This window comes from Streptomyces sp. NPDC088252, from assembly GCF_044740965.1.
In the GTDB taxonomy this organism is placed as follows: Bacteria; Actinomycetota; Actinomycetes; order Streptomycetales; family Streptomycetaceae; genus Streptomyces.
The window spans coordinates 50,923-74,603 of the sequence record NZ_JBIURS010000034.1 but is presented as its reverse complement, the minus strand read 5'-3'; the positions used below and the strand labels follow the sequence as shown (position 1 = coordinate 74,603).

Sequence of the window (23,681 nt, the reverse complement as noted above, 5' to 3'; positions counted from 1 at the left end):
CCCTTTCCAGGCCGTCCAGCGCGGCCCGCACGCGGGGCGCGATGTCCACGATGTCCGTATACGGCTCGGATTCATCAGAGGCACCCTGACGCTCGACATACGCCTGTGCCCACTCACGCACCACCGGCCCCAACTGCCGGACCGCGAGCTCATAGCTCATCCAGCGCCATCTGGTGTCCCGGTTCTGGCGCCTCGCCCATTCACGCAGCCATTCACGCAGCTCCGACGCCACGTTGCCGTACGCCTCGTCGACGAGGCGCTCGGCAAGGTCTTCGAGTGCGCGCGGGTCGCTGCGCAGCGAATCGGGCAGCTTCGCCACCTCCACGACGAGACGGTTCATCACCCCGGCCCACACGGGCTCGCCGCGCAGCGCCGCCAGGTCGTGCTGGAAGCGCCTCAGGAACCGATTGAGCGGCAGGTATCGGGCCGAGCCAAGGCCCGGATCGGACACAGTCTGCGAACCCGAAGCCTCCTGCCCCGGCCTGAAGGCGAAGAGCTCCGGGCATGCCTGGATCAGGCGGGCGAAAGCCGCCCAGTCCTCAGCGGTACGCAGCCCGAGCGCATCGAACTGCGACCTCATGAACTTGACCCAGCGCTCCCACCCCTCTTCGTCCAGAGCCCCACGGCGCTCCACATACTGATGCAGCGCGGCAATGTCCTGCGGGAACAACAGCGCCAGGTCCGAGGCCTGCGGGAAAAACAGCGCCCGGTCCGAGTCCTCCAGGAACAACGGCCCCAGGTCCGAGTCGTGCTGGATCAACAGATCATCCGAGACGTTCCACAGCCGCCGCGCGGCCGCCTCCAGCGTCGTCCTCCTGAGCGCGTTGGACAACAGGACCTCAGCCCGCCGCTGGTGCTCCCGGAACGCCGCACCCGCCGCCGCCTCTGCCTCGCTCCGATCGGCCAGCCACCCCCTGACCAGCCCATCGGCACGGTCCGCCGCACGGGACCGCAGCTCCCCCAACTCCAACTCGCTCCGCCGCACGAAACTCCGGAAACTGAGGAGATCCTGCACGCGCAGCTGCAACCCGGACCCCGCGAACCAACGAAGGTCCTCCGGGACGAATGCCGCCTCCGCCAGGCGTCGGCGCAGCACATCTGCACCGCTCGCTACCCGCTCCTCCGACGGGACACCGTCCAGCAGCCCCGACAGCTCGTCCGCCACCAGCACCAGATGCTCCGGCAGCACACCCAGCAGCCTCGCCAGCTCGAAGACCTGGTTGGGGCCAACACCCAAGCCATCAGTCAGGCCGACGACCTCGGCGGGGAAGCGCCCCAGCGTCTGAACGTGCGCCACCAGCATCGCGGCCTGCTCCGTATCGAGCCCCCAGCCGTGCGCCAACTCCATCACGTTGGTGACGTCCACACCGTCCGGCAACGAGTACCGGGCGAAGACCCGCGCCACTGCGTGGTCCATGCCGAGGCGGTCAGCGTTCTCCCGGACAGCCTCGGCGCCATCGGGCCAGCCCGACGCAGATTCCGAGTCCGAGTCCGAGTCCGAGTACGAGCCCGAGCCCGAGCCCGAGTCCGAGTCCGAATCGTAGGCCAGGGTGTCCACCTCCAGCCAGTCCCTGACCAGCTCACGGGCGTCCACCGCACCGGACCGCAGCTCCCCCAACTCGTACCCGACATCCTGCACGAAACTCCCGAAATCGCGGAGGTCCTGCACGCGCAGCTGCAACCCGGATCCCGCGAACCATCCAAGGTCCTGCGGGCCGAATCCCGCCCCCGCCAGGTACCGGCGCACCGCGGATGCGCCGCGCACCGCCTGCTCCTCCGACGGGAGATCGTCCAGCCCCGACAGCTCGTGCGACACCAGCACCAGATGCTCCGGCGGCACACCCAGCCGCCCCGCCAGCGCAAAGACCTGGTTGAAACCAACACCCAAGCCATCAGTCAGGCCGACGACCTCGACGGGGAAGCGCCCCAGCGACTGAACGTGCACCACCAGCGTCACGGCCTGATCCGCATCGAGCCCCCAGCCGTGCGCCAACTCCATCACGTTGGTGACGTCCACACCGACCGGCAACGGACGCTCGACGAAGACCGTCGCCACTGCCTGGTCCATGCCGAGGCGGTCAGCGTTCTCCCGGACAGCCTCGGCGCCATCGGACGAGCCCGACGCAGATTCCGAGCCCGAGCCCGAGCCCGAGGCCGCTCCCGCTTCCGATCCCGCTTCCGATCCCGATGCCGAGCCCGATGCCGAGCCCGAGCCCGAGTCCGAGCCCGAGTCCGAGTCCGAGCCCGAAGCGTCCCGCAGCCGCTGCGCGGCCGCCCTCAGCGTCGGCGCCCTGTCCGCGTCGGACAACGGGGCCTCAGCCCGCGCCCTGTGCTCCCAGAGCGCCACACCCGCCGCCACGCGCGCCCCCCTCGGTTCGGCTCGCCACCCCCTGACCAGCTCACGGGCGTCCACCGCACCGGACCGCAGATCGTCCAACACGAACCCGCGCTCCCGCACGAAACTCCGGAAGCCGACAAGGTCCTGCGCGCGCAGCTGCAACCCGGATCCCGCGAACCATCCAAGGTCCTGCGGGACGAATCCCGCCCCCGCCAGGCGCCGACGCAGCACATCTGCGCCGTGCGACGCCAGCTCCGCCCACGGCGGGACAGGGTCCGGCCCCAGCAGCTCCGACACCGTCACCAGATGCTCCGGCGGCACACCCAGCCGCCCCGCCAGCGCGAAGACCTGGTTGGGGCCAACCCCCAAGCCCTGGGCCAGGCCGACGACCGCTTCGGAGAAGCGGTCGACGGACGAGCCAGATACGGAATGCGACCCTGATGCGAATCCAGAACCCGAGCCCGAACCCGAGCCCGAGCCCGAACCCGAACCCGAACCCGAACCCGACGCAGATCCTGATCCCGAGCCCGAATTGAGGAATTGGTTGGCGCCGCCCGGTGTGCGGGCCAGCCGCTGTTCCTCCGTGCCGATCCACAGCTCGCCGTTTTCGCGGGCTTCCCGCGACCGCTGCGCGGCCAGTCGTTCGGCGGCATCGTGTCCGGAAGTCAACATCGCCCGGCCCACTGCCTTCGAGACCTCGGCGTGGAGTGCCCGGCAGCGCTTGGGCTCCTCTTCCATACCGATGATTGGCGGCCACCGCAGCACACCGGAACCCAGCCGGCGCTGCGCCGTCCCGAGCTCGCTCAGCGCCCAGCCCACCAGGGCTTGTGGTGTCGTCTCGGGGTTGGCGCCGGCGAGTTCCACGAGACCCCACGGCATGGCCTGCAACCGTTCGGCAAGCTTGACGAGGTCCCTCAGGTCCTCGCCCAGCCGGAGGCTCTCTCCCAGCTGCCGGAGCCAGTACGCGTCGAACCACGGCTGCCCCGCCAGCGCCTCGTACCGTTCCGACGACATCCCGAGCTGATCGGCCCGCCACGCGGACAGGAACTCAGGGTCAAGGGCCTGACTGTGAAGGAAGGACCGCCACATCACGCGACGCTGGTCGGGAGTGAGATCGCCGTAGGCGCCCGGTGCGACGATACCGCTCGTCCACTGCAGCGGCTGCACACGCTCGCCCAGGTCCGGCAGTTCGTCGAGGTTCAGCCCCAGCCCGTGCAGCCGCTCCAGCAGCCCCCGCACGAACCTCGCCTCAGGCTCGGACCCTTCGCGCAAGGCAACGACATCAATGCCCTGGCCCTGCAGGAGCGACTGGAAGACCTCCCCCACCCAGGCCTGCGGCCTCTGCCCGTGGCGCAGGCTGTTCAGCAAGGGCCCGCGCACCACACCCAGGAGGTGGAACTGCTCCTGTTCCAGCCCCAGGGTGTTGGCCAGCCGGCGCAGGAACGGTCCCATGGACGGCCCAAGCCCGGCCGCCTCTGCCGCCGCCCGCATCTCGTCCTCGGGCAGGCGTCCCAGGACCATGACGAGGTTGGCCAGATCCACCAGGTCGCCGGTGCCGACCTGGTGAAGCGGCACATTGTCGGCGCCGAGCCCCCGGACGTCGAGGCCCACGGGCTCCATGCTGATGGCGCGCAGGTGACCCATCACCTGAACCGGCGTCACACCAGATCCACGAAGCTGATGGTATTCCCCATCGCCGAGGCCCATCATGCCGGACACCCACGCTTCGAGGTCGCGCAGCACCCTGGACGGGGCAGGGCGCCCCGGCTCCGCCCAGGCCATCCGGCTCCGGCCCTGTGCCCTCTCCAGTGCGAACCGCTCGTCCTGCTCGAACCGCCCGGCAAGGTCGGTCAGATACCTGACGGCGGCGTCGGGCTCCAGACCACGCAGCTCCGACAGCGTCCGCCCGCTCCCGATCGGTCCTCCGGCCTGGATATCGGCCCAGTGCAGAAGCTGAACCAGCCGGACAGGCGCCAGCCAGGGCACGCCCCGCCTGGTGGGGTCGCCGAAGCCGCGCTCACCGAACACAACCGCCATGCGAGACAGCAATTCCAGCCCGCCCGGGGTCAGCACACCCGCGACAGCGGCCGCATCGGCGAACAGTTCCTCCAATCGCAAGTGCCCCGGCACATCGAAGAGCTCCCGGAAACGTGCACTGGTCCGCTCGAAGAAGTCGTGGAAGCCCACCACCGTGCCCGCGGCGCCGGAGCCGACCGGAAGGTCCTCATGGACGGACCTCCCCATGTGCCTCTCGAACTCCCAGACCAAGTCGTCCACAGCACCATGCGCGTCCACGAAGCTCATCTCGCGCAGGTCCGCCACACCGCGCCCGCCACCGAGGTGCTCACGCAAGCCACCCGAGCCGGCGTAGTGCAGCACCACGATGAGCTGCGCCGGAGCCAGCCAGCGACCTGTCCACGACTGCTCACGCAGATCACCAGGCCCCGCAACAGCCGGATCAGAAGCGAAACGGAAGAACCAGGCACGATCCTCGGGCGTGTCCGCACCCGCCACCCGGGCCACATCCCGCAACAACACCGCAGTGACCTCGTCGTCCGGCAGGCCAAAGGCAACACGGAACGCTTCCACCGCCCCGCTCTCGTCACGCAGCAGTTCAGGAAGCGACGACCAGTGGACCTCCTCCAGCAGATCCGCAGCCACGGTATTCGGCACCCGCTGGGCCTCCGCATCCCCCGGCTCCTGCGGCCCGTTCCGCATCAAGGCACGCAAACGGACCGCGACCCGCTCGACCACACCGTCACGCCCCAGCGCCCCCGCCTCGTTGAGCGGCCGGAACGCATCGGCCAGCTCACGCTGCACGGCCGGCCGGTGCAGCTCACCCAGCCGGACCGGAAAACGCTTCAGCACCCGGTACAAGTCCTTGACATCCCTGAGCCCCAGGACGCCCGCGGCCCTCTCCAGATCGGCGACCGACGGCACCTCCCTCATCCCATCCACCACGCTCAGCAGATTCTCCATCTGCCGAACGCCCAGCCGCTGCCGCAACGCCTCCAGGGCCCCGACCTGGTCGGTACTGAACCCCTCGACCCGCGCTGGCGAAACCCGCCACCGAACCGCCCAGTCCCCATCACCCGGCTCCTGCGGCCCGTTCCGCATCAGAGCACGCAAACGGTCCGCGACCTGCTCGAACTCACGGTTACGCCCCAGCGCCCCCGCCTCGTTGAGCGGCCGGAACGCATCGGCCAGCTCATGCTGCCCGGCCAGCCGGTGCAGCTCACCCAGCCGGACCGGAAAACGCTTCAGCACCCGGTACAAGTCCTTGACATCCCTGAGCCCCAAGACATCCGCGGCCTCCACCAGATCGGCGACCGACGGCACCTCCCCCATCCCATCCACCACCCTCAGCAGATTCTCCATCTGCCGAACGCCCAGCCACTGCCGCAGCGCCTCCAGGGCCCCGACCTGGTCGGTTCTGAACCCCTCGACCCGCGCCCCCTCAACCCCCCACACACGAACCGCCCAGTCCCACAACGCCGTCGGCGGCCCCTGGGACGGGAGAGGCTCGGCCCCGGCGTCCCGAGAGTAGTCAGGCAGCCCGTCCAGCGCGTCCCGCATACGGGGCGCGATGTCCACGTACGGCTCGGAGTTATCACGGGCACGCTGGCCATCCACATACGCCCGCGCCCACTCGCGCACCACCGGCCCCAACGGCCGGCCCGCGAGCTCATGACCCACCCAGCGCCATCGGGTGCGCCGGTCCTGGTGCTCCAACCATTCACGGCGCTCCGGCTGCGTGTTGTTGTGTACCTCCGCCATGAGGCGGTCGCCGAGGTCTTGGAGTGCGCGCGGGTCGGTGCGCACCCGGGGCAGCTCCGACAACTTCGCCAACTCCGCGAAAAGCCTGTTCATCACCCCGGCCCACACGGGCCATTGGCGCAGCGCCACCAGGTCGAGCCGATGGAAGCTCCTCAGGAAGTGATTGAGCGGCAGGTAACGGGCCGAACCAAGGCCCAGACCGGGCTCAGCCTGCCCCCGCGAAGCCGAACCCTCCCGACCCTGCCCGGTAGCGAAGAGATCCGGGCAGGCCTCGATCAGGCCGACGAAAGCCTTCCAGTCCTCAGCCGTGGACAGCCCGAGCACATCGAACTGCGACATCATGGACTCGACCCAGCCCTTCGCCACGCTCCAACTCTCGTTGTGCTGCAGTCCCGCCCTCGAGCGCTCCCTATACAGCGCGTCAATGTCCTGCGGGAACAACAGCGCCAGGTCCGAGTCCTGCAGGAACGACAGCGTCTCCGAGGCGTCCCGCAGCCCCTGCGCGGCCGCCGCCTCCGAGGCGTCCCGCAGCCCCTGCGCGGCCGCCCTCAGCGTCGGCTCCATGATGTGCTCGTCGGACACCAGGGCATCAGCCCGCGCCTGGTGCTCCCCGAACGCCTCAGCCGCCTCATCGGCTTCCCGGCGCCGTGCCTCCAGCCACCCCCTGAGCAGCAGACCGGCGTTGGGCGCACCGGTCCGCAGAGCCTCCAACTCGAACCCGCGCTCCAGCACGTAACGCCGGAAATCGACAAGGTCCTGCACGCGCAGCTGCAACCCGGATCCCGCGAACCATCCAAGGTCCTCCGGGGCGAATCCCGCCTCCATCAAACTCGACAGCTCGCCCGACATCGTCACCAGATGCTCCAGCGACACATTCATCCGTCGCGCCAGCTCGAAGACCTGGTTGGGGCCAAGGCCCGAGGCCCGGGTCAGGGCGACGACCGCTTCGGGGAAGCGCCCCAGGTCCCGAACGTTTGTCACCAGCATCGCGGCCTGCTCCGCATCGAGCCGCCAGCTTTGCGACCACGCCATCAGCTCGTAGAGGCGCACACCGACCGGCAACGATCGCGCGGCGAAGACCATCGCCACTTCGGGGGACAGGCCAGAAGAGTGGGCATACCGGTGCACTTCGTCGACGTGCCGCTGCGACGGGGCGTCGTTTGTCGTCGCTGCGACATCGTCCGTCGTCGAAGTGGCGTCGGGCGTCGGGCGCGACGGGCCCGCCGCGCCCGACCCAGAGCCCGATCCCGATCCCGAGCCCGCGCCCGAGCCCGCGCCCGACGCAGATCCTGATCCCGAGCCCGAATTGAGGAACCGGTCGGCGCCGCCCGATGTGCGGGCCAGCCGCTTTTCCTCCGTGCCGATCCAATGCTCACCGACTTCGCGGGCTCTCTCCGACATCCCTGCGGCCAGTCGTTCGGCGGCATCGCGTCCGGAAGTCAACATCGCCCGGCCCACTGCCTTCGAGACCTCGGCGTGGAGTGCCCGGCAGCGCTTGGGCTCCTCTTCCATACCGATGATTGGCGGCCACCGCAGCACACCGGAACCCAGCAAGCGCTGCACCTCCTCGGTCTCGCTCAGCGCCCTGTGCACCATGGGGCCGACGAGTTCCACGAGACCCCACGGCATGGCCTGCAACCGTGCGGCGAGCTCGACGAGTTCCGTCAGGTCCTCGCCCACCCCGAGGCGCTCTCCCAGCCGCCGGAGCCCGGACGCGTCGAACCATGGCTGCTCCGCCAGCGCGTCGAACCGTTCGTCGAACTGCTGCGGCAGCGCCTCGTTTGTCGTCGCGGCGACATCGTCCGTCGTCGAAGTGGCTTGTTGCTCTTCGGTGGAAATCTCCTTGGAGCCCTGGTCGAAGGGCACGACGTACGTCTGGTATGCGGACAGTTCCTCCGACATGCTCTTCGCCCAGTCGGCCAAATTGTCCAGCGGGGACCGCATGTTCTCCAGATCCAGGTCCAGCCGCTGGGGCTGTGCGTGGGACGGTGCCTGCGAGAGCGTCTGCGACTGCTGCTGCAGCCCGTCGACCAGACGGTCCAGCGGGGACCGCTCCAGATCCAGGCTCTCCGGGTGGGACAGTGCCTCTTCTTGTGCGGCGATGTGTTCGCCGAACGAGGACACGGACTCGTCCGTCGGCGTCGACGGGGTCGAGTCCACCGACGGCTCCGGCTGAATCGGACCAGCGAGCACGAGCGCGATCTCGTCCTCCGCCCCCGGCTGCTCGGTACGGGTCTCCTGCTCCTTCTCCTGCCGCTGCTCCTGCTGCTGGGTGTGGACGTCCGGCTCGCCGCCCTCGGCGAGGCCGGTGTGGGCGCGAGCGTCGGTGCCGCCGTCGTCGCCGTTGTAGTGGAGGTATCCGTCGTACTGGAAGATCACGGACGTCTGCGACGGCGGTCCGATGACGGGCTCGTCGAATGTGGCGGCCGACGGACGCTTGACGAAGATCTGCACGCCGAACGCCTCGGCCAGCAGGTGCGGGAGCACGTCGCCGTACCCGTCGGCGAACCGCTCCGCCCAATGCTCTGCCGTCTCGCGCAGGGTGGCGAACTCCTGGGGGGTCCACCGGGAGGTGTGGAACCAGGAGTGGTCCACCACAGACCCCAGGATGTCGTGGTCCACGTTCGCGAGCCGTTCCGCCAGGCTCGTGCCACCGGCGAGCGGGAACTCCGCCTCGGCCACGGCACGCGCCGTGAGCAGCGCGTCGTCGGACTGCGGGTTCGGCCTCAGGTCCTTGGCACGCCAACTGAGCCACGACTCGCGCAGAGCCACGAGCTCCTCGGTGGTGATGCGTCCGTGGAGCACCTGGAGCAGATCGCTCCTGTCGGGCGCCTGATCCGGGTCGACCGGCCTGGTGCGGTACGTCCGGACGCGCTCCAGGAACGCCTGCGGCACACCGTCCACACGGTGGCCGAGGAATTCCAGCACGTGCTGGTGCGCAAGGCGGACCGCCTCGCTGAACACCGCGCCCTTGGGGTCGCGCTGCCCCAGTGCGAGGCGCCCCGCGGTGCTGCGCAGCGCGTGAGGGTCGCTCAACAGGCGGGTCACCGGGTCGTCGTCGGGCAGGCCGAGCTGCTGTCGTACGTGCTCGGGCGCGCCGACGATCAGGGAGGAGATCTGGCACCAGCCGTCCCGGGGAACCTCGATCTCCTCGCCCTGCCGGGGCCTCGGGAACATGAGCGGCTGCTGCGGCTCCTGCTGCGGCGGACGCTCTTGCTGCGGCGTCCGCTGCGGCAGAGGCTCTTCCTGCCGCTGCTGGAGCTGATGTTCCTGCTGCCGCTGCTGGTCCTGCTGCGGCCGGCTTTCCCCTTCCTGCTTCGCCGACTGGTCCTGCGTGGACGACAGGTCACCGTCGGAAGGCGACCTACCGGAGGAGGGAGAACTGAACGGGGATGCAGCGGACGACGGCTCGGACTCGTTGTCCACAGCCGTACCCCGCCGCGGGATCAGTGCCTTGACCGTCTGGTCCTCGACCACCACCGTGACCTTCGGCGTACCCGGCACACGCGGCCCGTCGGGGCCGCCCGGGTGCAAAATCTCCACGCCGACCCCGGGGCGTACGACGTGCACCTCGACGCCGTACTCCCGGGCGAAGAGCGTCGGTACGAGATACAGGTCGTCGTAGTCGTGCTCGGCCGGGTCGTCGCCAGGCAGCCGCAGCTTGTCCGGCTGCTCCAGCCGGCGGGCGAGCAGCTCGACGCGGATCTCGTGCGACATCGGGACGTTGGAGTGCAGCACGCCGTCCTGCCGGAACTCGGCCCGGTGCTCCTCCTCCATCCGGTCGGCGAGCCCGGACGCCACCAGGTCCTCCGTCGTGAAGACGTCCCGGCCCGGCTCCGGTTGCAGCCAGGTGTTCCCGGCCTCGACGCTGGAGTGCAACCACGACGCAGCGTTGGCACCGTCCTCACGCAGCCGCGCGGCCAGCGCCTGACGCAGCTGCGGCGCGACATCGGCGGGCAGGCCCACGTGCGGGAGCACCGCCAGCGGAGCGCCGGCGCTCCTGAGGTCGAGCAGGCCGGCGTTCAGGGCGAGTGGCAGGCCCTCGCCCTTGGTGTTCTCGGGAGTGATGGTGTCGTGCGGGTCCAGCACGTCGTACACGGTTCCGTCGACGTCCGTGTACGTCGCGGGCCCGTTGCCGGTGTCCTCGCCGGCCTCGAACTGCACGGGCCGGTCGAGGATGTCGAGGTACTCCAGGGCGCGGCGCTCGGCCTCGCCCCGGTTCTTGGTCAGCGGCGGTTCGGGGAACACGGACGGCTCGAGGCCCTGCGCGAACTCCAGCGCGGCCTGCTCGACGGCGGCGGTCCGCTTGAGGTCCTCGATATGGGCCGCGGCCTCCTGCACGAGGCGTTCTTCCAGGCGCGTGAGGGACTGCGGGCCGTCGGAGTTCTCCTGCGCGGCGGCGAGCCTCTGCTGGGCCTCCCGCAACCTGGCCTGCGCGTCGTTCATGTGGCGGGTCAGGTCGTCCGTGGTCCGCACCGGCGCGCCACTGTGCAGCCGCGCCACTTCGTCCGCCAGCAGTTCGGCCTGCTTCTGCGGCTCCTCGAACTGCGGGTGCCGCCGCGCCCGGGCGGCGGCTTCCTTCGCCGCGTGCTCCTTCTGGGCCACGGCGGCGTCGATGCGATCCGCTGCGGCCGCGGCGTCTGCGCGGGCGTGCCGCAGGTACGCGAGCTCCGCGCGGCGCAGGGCGATGAGGTCCTGGATCTCCTGGGCGTCCCGGCCGTCCTGGTGCTTGTTCGCGTCCTGCGCGGCGAGCAGTTCCTGCTTCTTCTCCCGCAGCGCCTCGTCCAGCGCCCGGATCTTGAGCTGCTCGCGCAGCGCGGCGTGAAGCGGCGGTACGGCGCCGCCCAGCCAGATGCCGCCGTCCGACTCGGCCCGCGACACCAGTCCCGTGACGCTGTCGTCCTGGTACGGCAGCGGTACCGGGTCGGGGTCGGCGCCCGCGAGGAACTCGTCCACCGAGGCGTCCGGATCGGCCAGGGGACGCCGCGGGGCGGGCTTGTCCTCGTCCCCGTCGGCCTTCTTCTCCCCGTCCGGCTCGTAGGGCGTCGGCTTGGTGGATTCGTCGCGCTCGTCAGGGGCCTGCTGGTACCAGTCCAGTTGCTCCTGGGCACTGGTCTTGGCCTCGCGCAGCTCCTCCAGGAGCCGCCGGTGCTCGGCGAGCAGGCCGACCCGCTCGATCTCCTGCTCGATCAGCCGTCGTTCCGCACTCCGGTAGCTCTCGGCGAGTTGCTCCGGCGTACGGTGCGGGCCGGATTCCTCGTCACCGGACGTGCGGCGCGCCCGATCGGCCTCGCGGATGACCTCGTACAGCTCTTCGTAGCGGCGTTCGACCCGGATCGCGGCGGCCTCGTACTCCTTCCCCGTCTCGCCGATCGTCTTGCGCAGGTCCTTGACGTGGTCGTAGGCCTCGGTGACCGCCTGCGGCAGGGTGGTGTCGTCGAGCAGACCGTGTGCGCGGGCCACGCTCTCGGGAATCCCCACCAGCACGCCGTCCGGCGAGTTGAACTGGACTGTGGTCGAGCCCTTGGCCGTGGAATGCACCTGCTCCTGCGGACCCTGGTCGCTCGCCTTGTCCCCGCCCCTCGAGAGGAGCCCCGCCGCATGCCGCAGCGCGTCCGTGCCGGTCTTCAGCCAGTGCTTGGTGACCTGGGCTTCGACGCGCCAGTCCAACGGAACGCGGAACAGGGCCAGCCGTTCCGGGTCACCGGAAACGGCCTGGCTGGCCGAATGGGCGGCCGCGCTCTGCGCGTTGGCGGCGTCGCCGCTCTGCGCGAGCGCCATGGTGCCGCGGTTGGTCATATTGCCCAGGGAGGGCGTGACGGCGTACGTGGGGTAGGCGCCACCGGTGTATCCGGCGCTGACGTTGGAGCCTTCGGACTGCTGAGCCGTGTTCGTGACGCGCTTTTCCTTGGTCAGCGACACGTCGTCCAGCAGGCCGAGAAGTTGTGCGCGGCCCTGGCCGGCCCGCGCGTACACGGTGACCGCGCCGGACATGGCCCCGAGGGCGGAGTCGTCATGGATCGGCGGCTGCTGGTACCCGTGCTCGCTCAGCGCCTGTTCCAGCGTCTCGCGCACCACACGGGAGGTGTTCTGCTGGGAGAGCTGCTGGGCCGCCGGGGTTCCGGGGCGGGTGAGGGAGCTGCCGCCGACGGCAGTGCCGGCGATTGTGGTGGCCGTGCTGTCGAGCGTGTTCGCCGTGGTGTCGGCGTCGTCCCCGTCCGACGGGAGCATGGCCGCTGTCGTCGTCTCCTCTGCCGCGTGATCGAGCGCCTTGGTGACGTGGTTCTTCAGCTCCTTCGCTCCGGCCACGTCGAAGAAGACCACGTTCGGGTCGCCGAGCGCCGCGGTGACGGCGTGGCGTTGTTCCCGCCAGGTGTCCAGCGGTTCGAACTCCGCGGGCGGCTGGGGCACGGCCGTCTCTGCAGGCGCGGAGACGGAATCGGAGGTGGGGTGCTCGCTTCGTCCCTCCTGGGTGTCCCTGCCGCTCTGCCCCGACGTCAGCAGCGCCTCCGGATGCAGTTGGGTCAACGTGCCGACGTCTTCCCGTACCTGCACGACCTGCCCGTTGGGCCGGATGTAGGTCAGCTCCAGCTGGTACGGCACGCCGAAGTCCGCGAAGAGCCCGGACACCGACAGCTCGTGCGAGGTGGTGATCGTCTCGGACACGGTCAGGTTCCGGCTCGTGGTGGCGGTCGCCGTCACGGTGATCGGCACGCCCACACCGACGGTCCCGGACGGCGGCTTGCCGTCTGCGGCGTTGGCGTGGGTCATGGCGGTCTGCGCGGTGTTCACGCCGAAGGTTCGGGTGCTGCTCTCGGTGACGGAGCGCAGCTGGGTCACGGTGACCGAGCGTTCCTCGTCGACCGAGACGTTCCCTCGCATCCCCCGGTACTGGCCGTTGCCGGGTACGAGCCGCACGCGCACCTCGCCCGAGGAGCTGAACCAGCCCTTCCCGTTGTGGTTCAGCGGCAGGCCCTCGCGCAGCAGTTGATAGTGCAGCCCGCTGTTCAGGGCGTCCGGGGTCATGAGGATGTGCAGTTGCGTGCTCAGCGCGCCGAGGTCCTGGATGCTGGTGTCCGGCAGCACGCCGTCCGACAGGGCACGCAACTGCTGCGCGAACACGTGCAGCGCGGGCTCGACGTCGAGCATCCCCTGCACGGAGAGGAAGGAGGACAGCCCCTGGGGCGGCAGCCACGGGCCGGGGGCGGACAGTTCCTCCAGGCCGTTGGTCACCAGGTTCAGGCGGCGCGCGTCGGTCCAGTCCAGGATCATCTCCTGGCCGCCCTTCACCGTTACCCCACCGTGCGCGGTGTGCTCCGGGGCGAGCCACCGCAGCGACCTGGCGTGGCCCGTGACGAGGTAGGTGATCTCGTCGAACGTGGTCCTGACCTTGCGTCCCGTGCGGCCTTGCGTGACCGAGGCGCCGAGGGAGAGGGACTGCGACGGGCTTTCGGTGCGGCTGCGGTTCATCAGTGACCACAGCGCGCCCCACCCTTGGGACACCTGGATCTGCCCGGGCTCCCCCGCGTGGAGGGCAGTGCCAATGGTCAGCTCTGCCTGCAGGGCACGGGTGCGGGTGGTAGATGTGCCGCTGCCGATGCTCAGCGTGCTGGGCAGGCGGTGCTTGACGTTCAGCCCCTCGTCGACGATGTCGACGACTTTCAGGCCACGCGGCCGTACCTCGAGGAGGAGCGCCGCTTCGTGGCGGAACGCGCGGTCGCGGAAGAACAGCATGTCCACGGCGCGGCCGCCCTGAGCCGCGGCGTCGAACTGCGATTCCAGCTGACCGGTGGCGAACAGCAGATCGATGTGCTGGTACTCCTGCGTGCCGCGGGTGGCCAGGGTGGTCGCCAGGCCCTTGGACAGCCGCCCGAGCACGTCTCGTGAGAGGTCCGCGACATGGAATCCGTGTCCGACCCGCGCCTGGGCGTGGAAGACGTCCTGCCAGTCCTGGTGGAACCGCTGCCTGGTCAGTGCCTGAGCTTCCGCGGGGGACAACAGCGCCTCCGCGTGTCCCGGGGGCACCCAGAGCGCGCCGGTGACGGAGCCGGACGTCTGCTGTGCGGCGTCGTCCGGCGTGGGGACGAGGTCGGGTACGCGGTGCGGCAGCCGCACGTTCGACGGCATCAGGGCGTCGGGATGCCATACGTACACCCGGCCCTCGATGACGAGCCTGCCGTCCGACCCGTCACCGAGGTTGACCTTGCGCGACTTCTGGCCGAAGGCGTTGCCGGTGAGCAGGCGTACCCACTTCCTGGGCACCACATGGTGGGACGCCTCGACCGTGAACCGGGCGTCATAGGAGTAGACGTGGGTACGCGGGCCGGCTGCCAGGGCATGCTCACTGCCTGTCGCCACACCGGTCTCGGTCTTCCGCGTGTGCGTTGTGCCGAGCGCGCCGGTGACGCCGCCCATGACCACGTTGGGGGCGACGACCCGGTTGATGCCGGCCTGGGCCCCGAGGCTCGCCTGCCAGCCTTGCTGCACTTCGGTGCCGGTGGCGACGTCGCGGCCGCCGGACAGCCCGCCGCCGGTCGCGGTGGTCTTGCGCAGCCCCTCGTACCTTCGGTCGGAGAGTTCCAGGCGGGTGATGACCGGGACCTCGCCACGGCGGAACCCGAGCGTGCGGCTGAGCACCACGGTCGTACCGGTGGCCTGCTCGACGACCGTGTCACCGTGCACCTGGCCGGAGCCGGTGATGAGCTTGGTGAACTGGGTCTCCAGCCGGGTGGAGGACTGGTGGACCTCCAGGCGCTTCCTGTTGCGCAGGATCCGGCGCTCAGAGGCGACGGGGGTGGGTTGCCGCGGCGGCGACGCCTCGAATCCGGCCGCCCGCTGTATGCGGTACACGGCCTTGCTGACGGAGTACGCCACGTTGTGCCGCACCCGGCGGAACCTCGAAGCCCTGGCGTCGACCATGGCTTTCACGGCGAAGTCGGGGTGGTTGGTCAGCGCCTCGACAGTGTTGTCGAAGATCTGGTGGGGCACCGGCCGGGCGTCGGCCGACCGGCTGACAGTGAGCGGCAATCCGGCCAGCTCGTCAGCGAACCGGACCTGGAGAGCGGTCGGCGACGTCGGCAGCGACAACGCCCCGGTCGGCTGCTCCTGCGGCTCTGGCGACGGCGAGTCCGAGGCTCGGGAGAACTCGCCCGTTTCCGTCATCGTCCGCCGGATGCTCGGCCTTGGCCTGACGTAGCCCTTCCCACGGCTCAGCACCGTATTGCGCGCAGACGTGCTGGATGTACGGTGCTCCGCGCCACCGGAGGCGCGGTGACGGAACACCTGCAATGCCCGCTGGGACAAGCTCCGGGGCACCCGTGGCTTGGGTGTGCCGCTGGTGACCACGGCCGACGCGTAGCTCACGTTGTGCAGCGCCGTGATCACCGGGACGTCGCCGAGCAGTTCGCGCGGCACGTGCGGCTCGACGAACTCCGGTGTCAACGCCTGCCCGCCGCCCAACTGCCGCGCGCCCGGCGCGGCGGAGGCGTCCTGCTGGCTCAGCTTGTACCCCGGATCCCAGCCGGCCCACTGTCGCGCGTCGTCGCGGGGAACGCGCAGCGACACCTCCGCGGGGAATTCCTGATTCAGCGCGGCCTGCGTGTCCTTGAGTTCGTTCGGCGGCTCGAACCCGGCGAGCCGGTAGCCCGGCCGGAACTCGACCTGGATCTTCAGCGGCACGTCGTACAGCCCCTGGGGAGCCTTGTTCGACAGGCCGTACTGCGCCTGGCCCGTGTCAGTGACCGCGGTGGAGTCGGTGCGTCCGGTACTGATCTGGGCGGTGCCGCCGAGCTGCCCGCGGACGGCAAAGTTCACTGCGGGGCCGCCGGAGACGGCGAGCGAGATCTGCTTGTTCAGCGCCCTGCTGCGGTCCAAGCCGATCGCGGTGTTCTTCTGGACCTTGATCTCGCTGTCGTGGATCGTCCGGATCAGGGTCGCGGGGCTGTTGTGATCGATCGTGACGCGGTAGACGAACGAGCCGATGATGTTGTTGTGCGCGTCCAGTACGTCCTCCACGCGGACCGAGCCGCGCATGGTGGACACCAGACGTTCCTGCATGGCGTGGTGGGAGAAGAAGTGCGTGATCTGGTCGAGCGCCGGCATGTCCGGAGTGAGCCCGCCGTGTTCACCGGCCACCCTCAGCGCCCAGGTCATCAGATCGCGGGGCAGCGCGAGGCGGTCGGTGGTCACCAGGTCCGGGTACTCGCCCCGCGGCATGGTGAACGTCTTCGGGAGCCCGGAGGGGACCGGCGACTCCCTCTGCGTCATTCCGTCGGGGACCCGCCACTGGAAACCGCCGCGCACGGCGAACTGCACCGCCTCGCCCGGCCCGCCGGACACCAGCCGACCGCGCTCGTCCAGCCGGTAGGTCCGCACGTCGTAGAGGACGTCGTTGACGTACGTGTGGGAGTCGCCGGAGGCGGAGACGCTGCGGGTCTCCTGTGACGTGTAGGAGTGGGTGGTGGTGTGGGTGGCCTGGTTCCAGCTGCCGGAAGCCGAGGCGCTGAACACGCCGCTCACTCCGGAGCCTGGCGCGAAGCCCGAACTCACGCCGAGCTGCCCGTTCGAGGACTCGACGAACGATATGGCGCTCCTCTCGCCGCTGCGCTGGCTCTGCTTGACCTTGAGCGAGTCCTCGTAGCGGGAGTACGGGCCGAAGTTGAGGGCTCGGAGCGCGGCCACCTGCACCGTGCCGTCCGCGCCCTTGAAGCCGAGGTACTCGCCGTCGCCCAGCGCCGGGCCGCCCCCGTCGGCGGCACGGGACGACTGCGCGAGCAGCGCGTCCGGGCGGTTGGTCATCAGGTTCACGATCGCGTCGTGCAGGCGTCCATGGTCGGAAGGGTGGACCCTCAGACCGTTGGCAATGACGCGGGCGGCGTGGTCATGCCCGCGCAGGGTCACGTGCGTGCCGCCGGTGGCCTTCGCGTGGCGCTCCAGGGTGCTGCCGTCGTCGAAGGTGTCCTTCGCGCCGCGCTGGTACGTGGTCTCGAAGCTGTCCGGCGCATGGTCCAGCAGGACGGGCCGGTCGGTGTCGAGATGGCTGATGTCCAGCGTCAGCTTGTTGTCGGCCACCGACTGCGGCGGCGCGCCGTTCTCCCCGCGGTCGGCGAGCACGACATCGCGCTGAAGCGTGTGCAGATAGGCGAGGCTGCGGTCGACGGCCGCCTTCTCCCATGCCCTGCGGTCGCCCACCGGCTCGCCCAGCAGCTCCTTTTCGAGGCTGTGCTCCTGCCATTCGCGTTCGACGACGTACTCCAGCCACTGCCGCTGCTCCTCAGCAGTGAGCGGGCGCGGCTTGCTCTGCGCGGCTGACTGGGGGGTGGAGACGTCCTTGGAGGTGCCCTCGGGGGTTTGTGTGGCGGAGTCGTTGGCGCCGGTGGGCTCGGTGGTGGTGGCGGCCGTCGGTTCCTTCGCGGGCAGCGTCGGGTACCAACTGCCGACCATCGGTTGCGGGTCGGGGCGGCCGTGCGCCCGCCACAGATGGGTGCGCTCGCTCTCCAGCGCCTGGACCGCACGCAGGATGCGCCGGATCCGGCTGATCGACGCGCTCTGGAACTGCCCGTCGGCGTACCGGACCGTCACCTCGGGGGCCCAGACATCGCCCGCGCTCTCGTGGCTGCCGTCCTTGTGGACCACGGTCAGCCGGAGGTCCAGGGCCTCGGCCGCTGCCTTGGCGGCCAGCGTGGCCATAGCGCCGTCCCAGTCCGTACCGGAACGCAGGGCCGTACGGACCAGGGCCCGGCGCTGCTCGGCGTCGAGCGCCTGCGGGGTCCTGCCCTGCTCCTCGAACCGGCTGCGGGCCTGTTCGTCGAGATTGATGCCAGCCGCGGTCAACTCCGCGTCGATTACCGGCCTTTCGGGGAGTGTGACGGTGTCCAGGAGAGCGTCGGACGCGGCATCGGCGATGGTGTCGTGCAGCGTCGGCACCTTGCCGTCGTTTCGGGCCGCGGGCGCCTTGAGCCACTGCTTGGGCACGGACTCCAGCGCCTGGCCAAGCGCCTGATGGAAGCCGGCGCTTCCGTTCCCGGTGCTCTCGCCGAGCGCGTGGGACTCACCGTCCGGGCCGGTCAGCGACGTGCCGTCACCACGGAGGACGTACTGCTGCCGGGTGCTGCGGAGCGTCTGCTGCTGCGCGGACTGCCCGTCCCGTGCGGCGTGTTCGCCCCCGGTCCGCTGTTCCCGTACGGCTGTGGTGCGCTCGTTCCCCGCCCCGTCGGCGGACGTGACCGAATTGGACACCCGTTGACGGTCCGAACCCGGCGGCGGGATCTCCTCGTCGGGGTGCAGCTCGCGCGATCGGGCCTCGTGCTGCGGATCCCCTTGGAGGCCGGAGTTGTCGGTCTCCCGTCGCAGGGCCGCCAGTCGCTGGCCCAGCTCGTCCACGACGCCGTCGTCACGCACAGTCTCGGAGGCATCGTCGTGGAGGTCCGAGGAGACGCCCCCTTCATGGTCTTCCGGCGGCTCGTGCGGGGACTCCGGGCTCGTCGGCATCGCATCCGTGTCGTTGCCGTCGGGGGTCATTGCCCCGGCCTGCTCCGCCGATGACGACTCGGTGTCGAACCGGCCGCCGTGCTCCTGCTCATGCCGCAGCCAGCGCTCGGCGTCGGTGCCCTCGGGCCCCCACAGGTCCCGGTACGTCCGGAACCACTCCTCACGCGTATGCGACCCGATGCGGGTCAGGTCGTCCTTGCTCACCCCGCGTCCGGCCACGGCGTCGCGGAAGCCGTCTGCCCACTTGCCCAGCCCGTTCGTGGCGCCGAGCTCGAAGTTCAGGTGCAGCGGCAGCTCCTCGCTGAGTTGCGCCCGGCGGACGCTCCACTGCTCGACCAGTGGGTCGAGAGCCGACGCGGGCTCTTCCGACGCGGGCTCTTCCGGTACGGCCTCCTCCGACGCGGACTCCTCCGCTACGGCCTCCTCCGACGCGGACTCCTCCGCTACGGCCTCCTCCGACGCGGACTCCTCCGCTACGGCCTCCTCCGACGCGGACTCCTCCGATTCGGACTTCTCCGACGCGGTACCGTCCGACACGACGCCGTCCACTGCGGCACCGGCAGAATCGTCTCCCTGGGCGGGAGGCTTGTCGAACAGCTCGTCGAACAGGGCCGTGGCCCGCTCGGCGTGCTCCTGCACGAACCGTTCGCGCGCATCCTCCGGCGCGAACTCCGCCTTGTGAGCGGCCAGTTGCTCGTACGCTTCCGCCTTGGCCGCGTTCTCCACCGCCGCACGGGCCACCGCGATGGCGACCTTGCGCTGCACCGCCTCGGAGCCGGTGTACTCCTCGATGATGCGTTCGACCTCGGCCGTGTTCCGGTTCTCGCTGCGCGCCCATTCGTCCAGCCTGCGGTGTATCTCGCTGCCGAGCGAGAAAGCCGCGGTGCGCTGCGCGGGCATGGTGGCCTCGCGCGCGTTCAGTTCGTCCCCCGCCTGGAGTCCGAACTTCTCCCTGAAGGCCGTGCCGAGGCCGTCCAGCGCCTGCTTCCAGGTACCGTTCGCCACCTCCTTCACGGCGTCGACGGCCTCGCGTGCTGCGCCTTCCTTCGCCATATGGAGCTCGACGTGGCCGGGCAGCTCGCGCTCTCGGGTGCTGTGGCGCTCCTCCCACTGGCGCCCGGCCTCGGACGGATCGCCGTGCCGCCGCGCGGCGCTGCCGGGCTCGCCGAAGATCTCCCGGTAGTCCCGGTCGAACCCCTCCAGCCACTGACGCCGCAGCCGCGCCCGGCCGCCGGCGGACAGCCGGGATTCCTGGTCGTCCCTCAGGACCAGCGCGCCGTCGTGCTCGGTCCGGTCGCCGCGCGAACCGTAGCTGCCGATGGAAAGCTGGTCGGCGGTGGCCTCGAAGTGTTGCAGCGCCTGCTCGCGGCGCGTGGTGTCCAAGACCGTATGGTCGAAGATCTCGTGCAGCTCGGGCAGCGTCGTACGCAGCGCGACCACCAGGTCGCGGGCCTGCGCGTCGGCCTGCCGGGCCCCCGGGTCGGCGGAACCGAGTGCGCCGTCCGTACGCGCTCGCCCGAACACCTCGTGCAGGCCGAAGATCTCGGCGTCCACGGTCAGGGCTGTCGCGTCGATCAGGCGCTGCGGCCCGCCCCGCAATGCGTCGGGGTGGGCGTGCAGGAGGTCTTCCAAGGCGACGCGTGCCCGGCGGTCGAACGCGTGCTGGGCCTGCTCCAACGCCTGCTGGGCACGGGTGGGCGGTTGCTGGCGCGATCCGCTTTCCCGCATCCCGTCCCCGTCGGTACGGTCCGAGCGCCCGCCCAAGGGCTCGGGCTGGGTCTCGTCCAGCCAGGCGCGCCGTTCCGGGCTCAGGCTGCCCTTCCAGCGCTCGAAGGCCGCGCCCACCCAGCGGTCGACCTGTTCCAGAGCGTTCTCGATGACCCACTGCCGGTCCAGGAACTCGTCCATCCCCTCACGGGTGCCGAGCCGGTCCGATCCGTTGAAGTCCTCCACACTGCGCTTGACCTGGGTGAGTGCCGCCTCATGCAGCCGGGAGACGACCCGGTTGTGCAGGCCGCCGCCGTCGTCCAGGAGCCGATGCTGGGCCCAGTTGCTCAGGGCCCGCGCCTCCTCCTCGCTGGGGCCGTTGTTCTCGGCCCAGTCGAGCACGTCGTGCACCTCGTCCTCGGACCGCGTCCGGGCTTCGTCCGTCAGGCGACGCTCGCCCCACTGGTCGAAGTGCTCCTCGAAGCCCCGCTGCCGGTCCGCGTCGCGCTGCGCCTCGGCGAGTTCGGCGTCCCGCTCGTTCGCCATACGGGCCTGCTCACCGTGCCACTGGGCAGCCTTCGCCTCGTCCGCACCGGCCGACGGCGGGGGCGGCGCGAAGTACTGTTCCGCATCCGGCGACACGGCGAACAGCGGGGTCAGGTCCTGGTGCAGGTCGTGGAGGAAAGTTTCGGCCTCGCTACGGATGCCCGCCTCGTCGATCTTTGGCTCGGGCAGCGAGTCGTTCGTGTCGCCGGCCTCCGCGGCCAGCCGTGCGCGTTCGGTGGCGCGGGCGTCCAACACCTGCTGCTGGACCCACTCCTGGCGCTCGCGCTGGGTCATCGGGCGCAGTGGTACGTCGTCCTGGTGGTGTGCCGAGTGCTCCTGGTCGGCGGTCTGCTCACCGCGGCCCTGCTCGCCGCCGTCCGTGGACCGCTCGTCCCGTGCCCGCACCATTCGCTCGACCAGCTCGGACGGGGAGGGGGGCGCCTGGTCGGCGTCGCGCGCGGTGGGGCTCTGGGAATCGTGCGGGGAGTCACCGTTGCCGTCCGGGGATCCCCCTTCGAAACCGTGCTCGCCCGAATCAGTGCCGACCGGGGAAGCGTCCTCGGAACCGTGCGGTACGGGGTCGCCGCCTAGCGGGGAAAAGTCGTCGGAGCTGCTGACCGTGACCGCCTGGTCGGGCCGCGGGGCAGGCGGCGGGACGTCCTGCGACGTCACCGGCGCTTCCCCAGTATGGGTGACGGTCTCCATGTCGCCGGATGTGGTGGTCGCGGCCGTGGCCGGCTCCTGGGGAGGCGGGTTGCCGCTTTCCGTGAGGTGCTCTGGCTTCTTCGCGTTGTTGCCGCCGGCGGAGTCCGGTGTCGCCCGCTGCTGCACGCTCTCCGTGACGATCTTCGTCGGCGCGGGCGGCGGGGCCACCGGCCCCTTGGCGGACGAGGTAGCGCCGGTCGTCGCCGTGTCCCGCTGAGCGGGCGCACTGCCGGCGGTGGCGGACGGTGTCTGGACATGGGTCCCAGCCCCGGACCCCGTTCCGGCCGCGGACCCCGTCGCCGTGTCCGTAGCGCTCGTCGTCTGCACGACCGGCGCCGTCGGGGTGGTAGGCGACCCGGAGGTCGACCCCACCGCCGTGGGCCCGTCCGACACCAGGCTCGCGGAATTGTTCGTGGTGGTGTCGACCGGGGGCGGGGTTTTGAAGTTCTTCAGGGCCGAGGTGACACTGTCGACCGCCGGGGTGACGAGGTACTTCTGCGCTGCGGGCATGGCGAACTCGCCCAGGCCGCGGCCGGCCGCGCCCATGGCCATGCCGCCCGCGAACGCCTGCAGGTCGAACTCGAACGGCTTCCCCTCGTAAATCGTGGTGACGACGCCGGCGGAGAGGGAGTTGTTGACGCCATCCAGCACGACGCCGGTACCGAACTGGGACAGCCGGTAGCCCAGGCTGCCCCCCAGGTGATCGCGCATCGCGGCGTTCAGCGCGTCGGGAACGTCGTGCGCGAACAGCTTCACGCCCTGCGCGCCGAGCTGGCTCTCGTACTTGCTGACGATGGGCTGCAGGGCCTCTTTTACCCCGATGCGCTCGATGTCGCTGGCCGACCACTTCGCGACGACGGCGCCGGCCCACTCCTTGCCGAACTGGGACGCCTCCCCCTTGGCCAGCGTCTCTCCCAGGTGCTTCTCGAACAGCTGGCCCGTCTTCTCGGTGAAGGCATGCGCGATGCTGCCCTTGCCTGCGCCCTGGCCGAAGCCTTCGAGGAACTGCGCCTGCGTATTGCCCAGCAGGGAGCCGAAGTCCTTGGCGAACGCCTCCTGCTGAACGCGGGTCAGGGACGACAGCGGACTGGAGCTCTCGGTGACGATTCCCTTCCCCGCCCCCGCGCCAACGTCCTTACCCACGCCCGCACCAACGCCCGCGCCAACGTCCTTACCCACGCCCGCACCAACGCCCGCACCAACCTCCTTGCCCACGCCCGCACCAACGCCCGCGCCAACGTCCTTACCCACGCCCGCACCAACGCCCGCGCCAACCTCCTTGCCCACGCCCGCACCAACGCCCGCACCAACCTCCTTGCCCACGCCCGCGCCGAGGTCCTTCCCCAAGACCCGACCCGCGTCCCCGGTGAACAGCTTGGTGAGGTCTGCGGTGACGGCTCCCTTGACCGAAATGCCGAGGCGGTTGCCGATCCACTTGCCGAAGCCGAGGCCGATCAGGTCGAAGGGAGCAGCGATGGCGCCTCCGATGGCACCTGCCACCGTGGCCTGGCTCAGCAGCTTGGTGTCGATCCCGCTGCGGTGTCCCTGGTCGATCTGGACCTTCTGGACGATCGCGTCCATCGCCGCGCCCACGCCCGCGCCGATGGCGGTTTGCATCGCGATGGACCTGAGGAGCGCGATGAGGAGGTTTTTAATGAATTCGCGGACCAGCGCGTATTCGAAGCTCATACCGAACATGGCGGCCGGGCCGAAGAAGAAGCCGAGGAATGCGGTGATGGCCAACTGGGCGATGAGGGCCACGGCCTGGGCGATGATCGACCACTTGGTGTGCTCGACATCTGTGGCGGTATTGTTCGCATTCTCGGCCAATTTGTCCGCCTGGGCCGCCCCCGCGCTCAGAAAGGACTCGTCGCCCGAGCAGATCGTGTTCACCCGCCAGAGGAACGCATCGGCTGCCTCTCCGCTGAATTCCTCACTGATCCGCCGGGCCACCAGGATGAACTGCTCCTGGAGCTCCTCGAATTCACGCGCCGCCTTGCCGTAGTGGGCCGCGGCCTCCCGCAATTCGTCCTCATTCGCCTGGGGCCACTTCATGCCCAAGTTCTTGAGGACGTTGATCACGTCCTGGCTGGGCATGAGGGCCATGGCTGGTCCCTTC

1 protein-coding gene is annotated in these 23,681 nt (G+C 70.1%); it reads right to left on the bottom strand.

Annotated features, from left to right (window positions below; translation table 11 throughout):
* A partial coding sequence (locus ACIOHC_RS39365; RefSeq protein WP_401846352.1) for a hypothetical protein occupies positions 1–23,668 on the bottom strand: 23,668 nt, incomplete at its 3' end.
* Between the last annotated feature and the right edge of the window lie 13 nt (positions 23,669–23,681).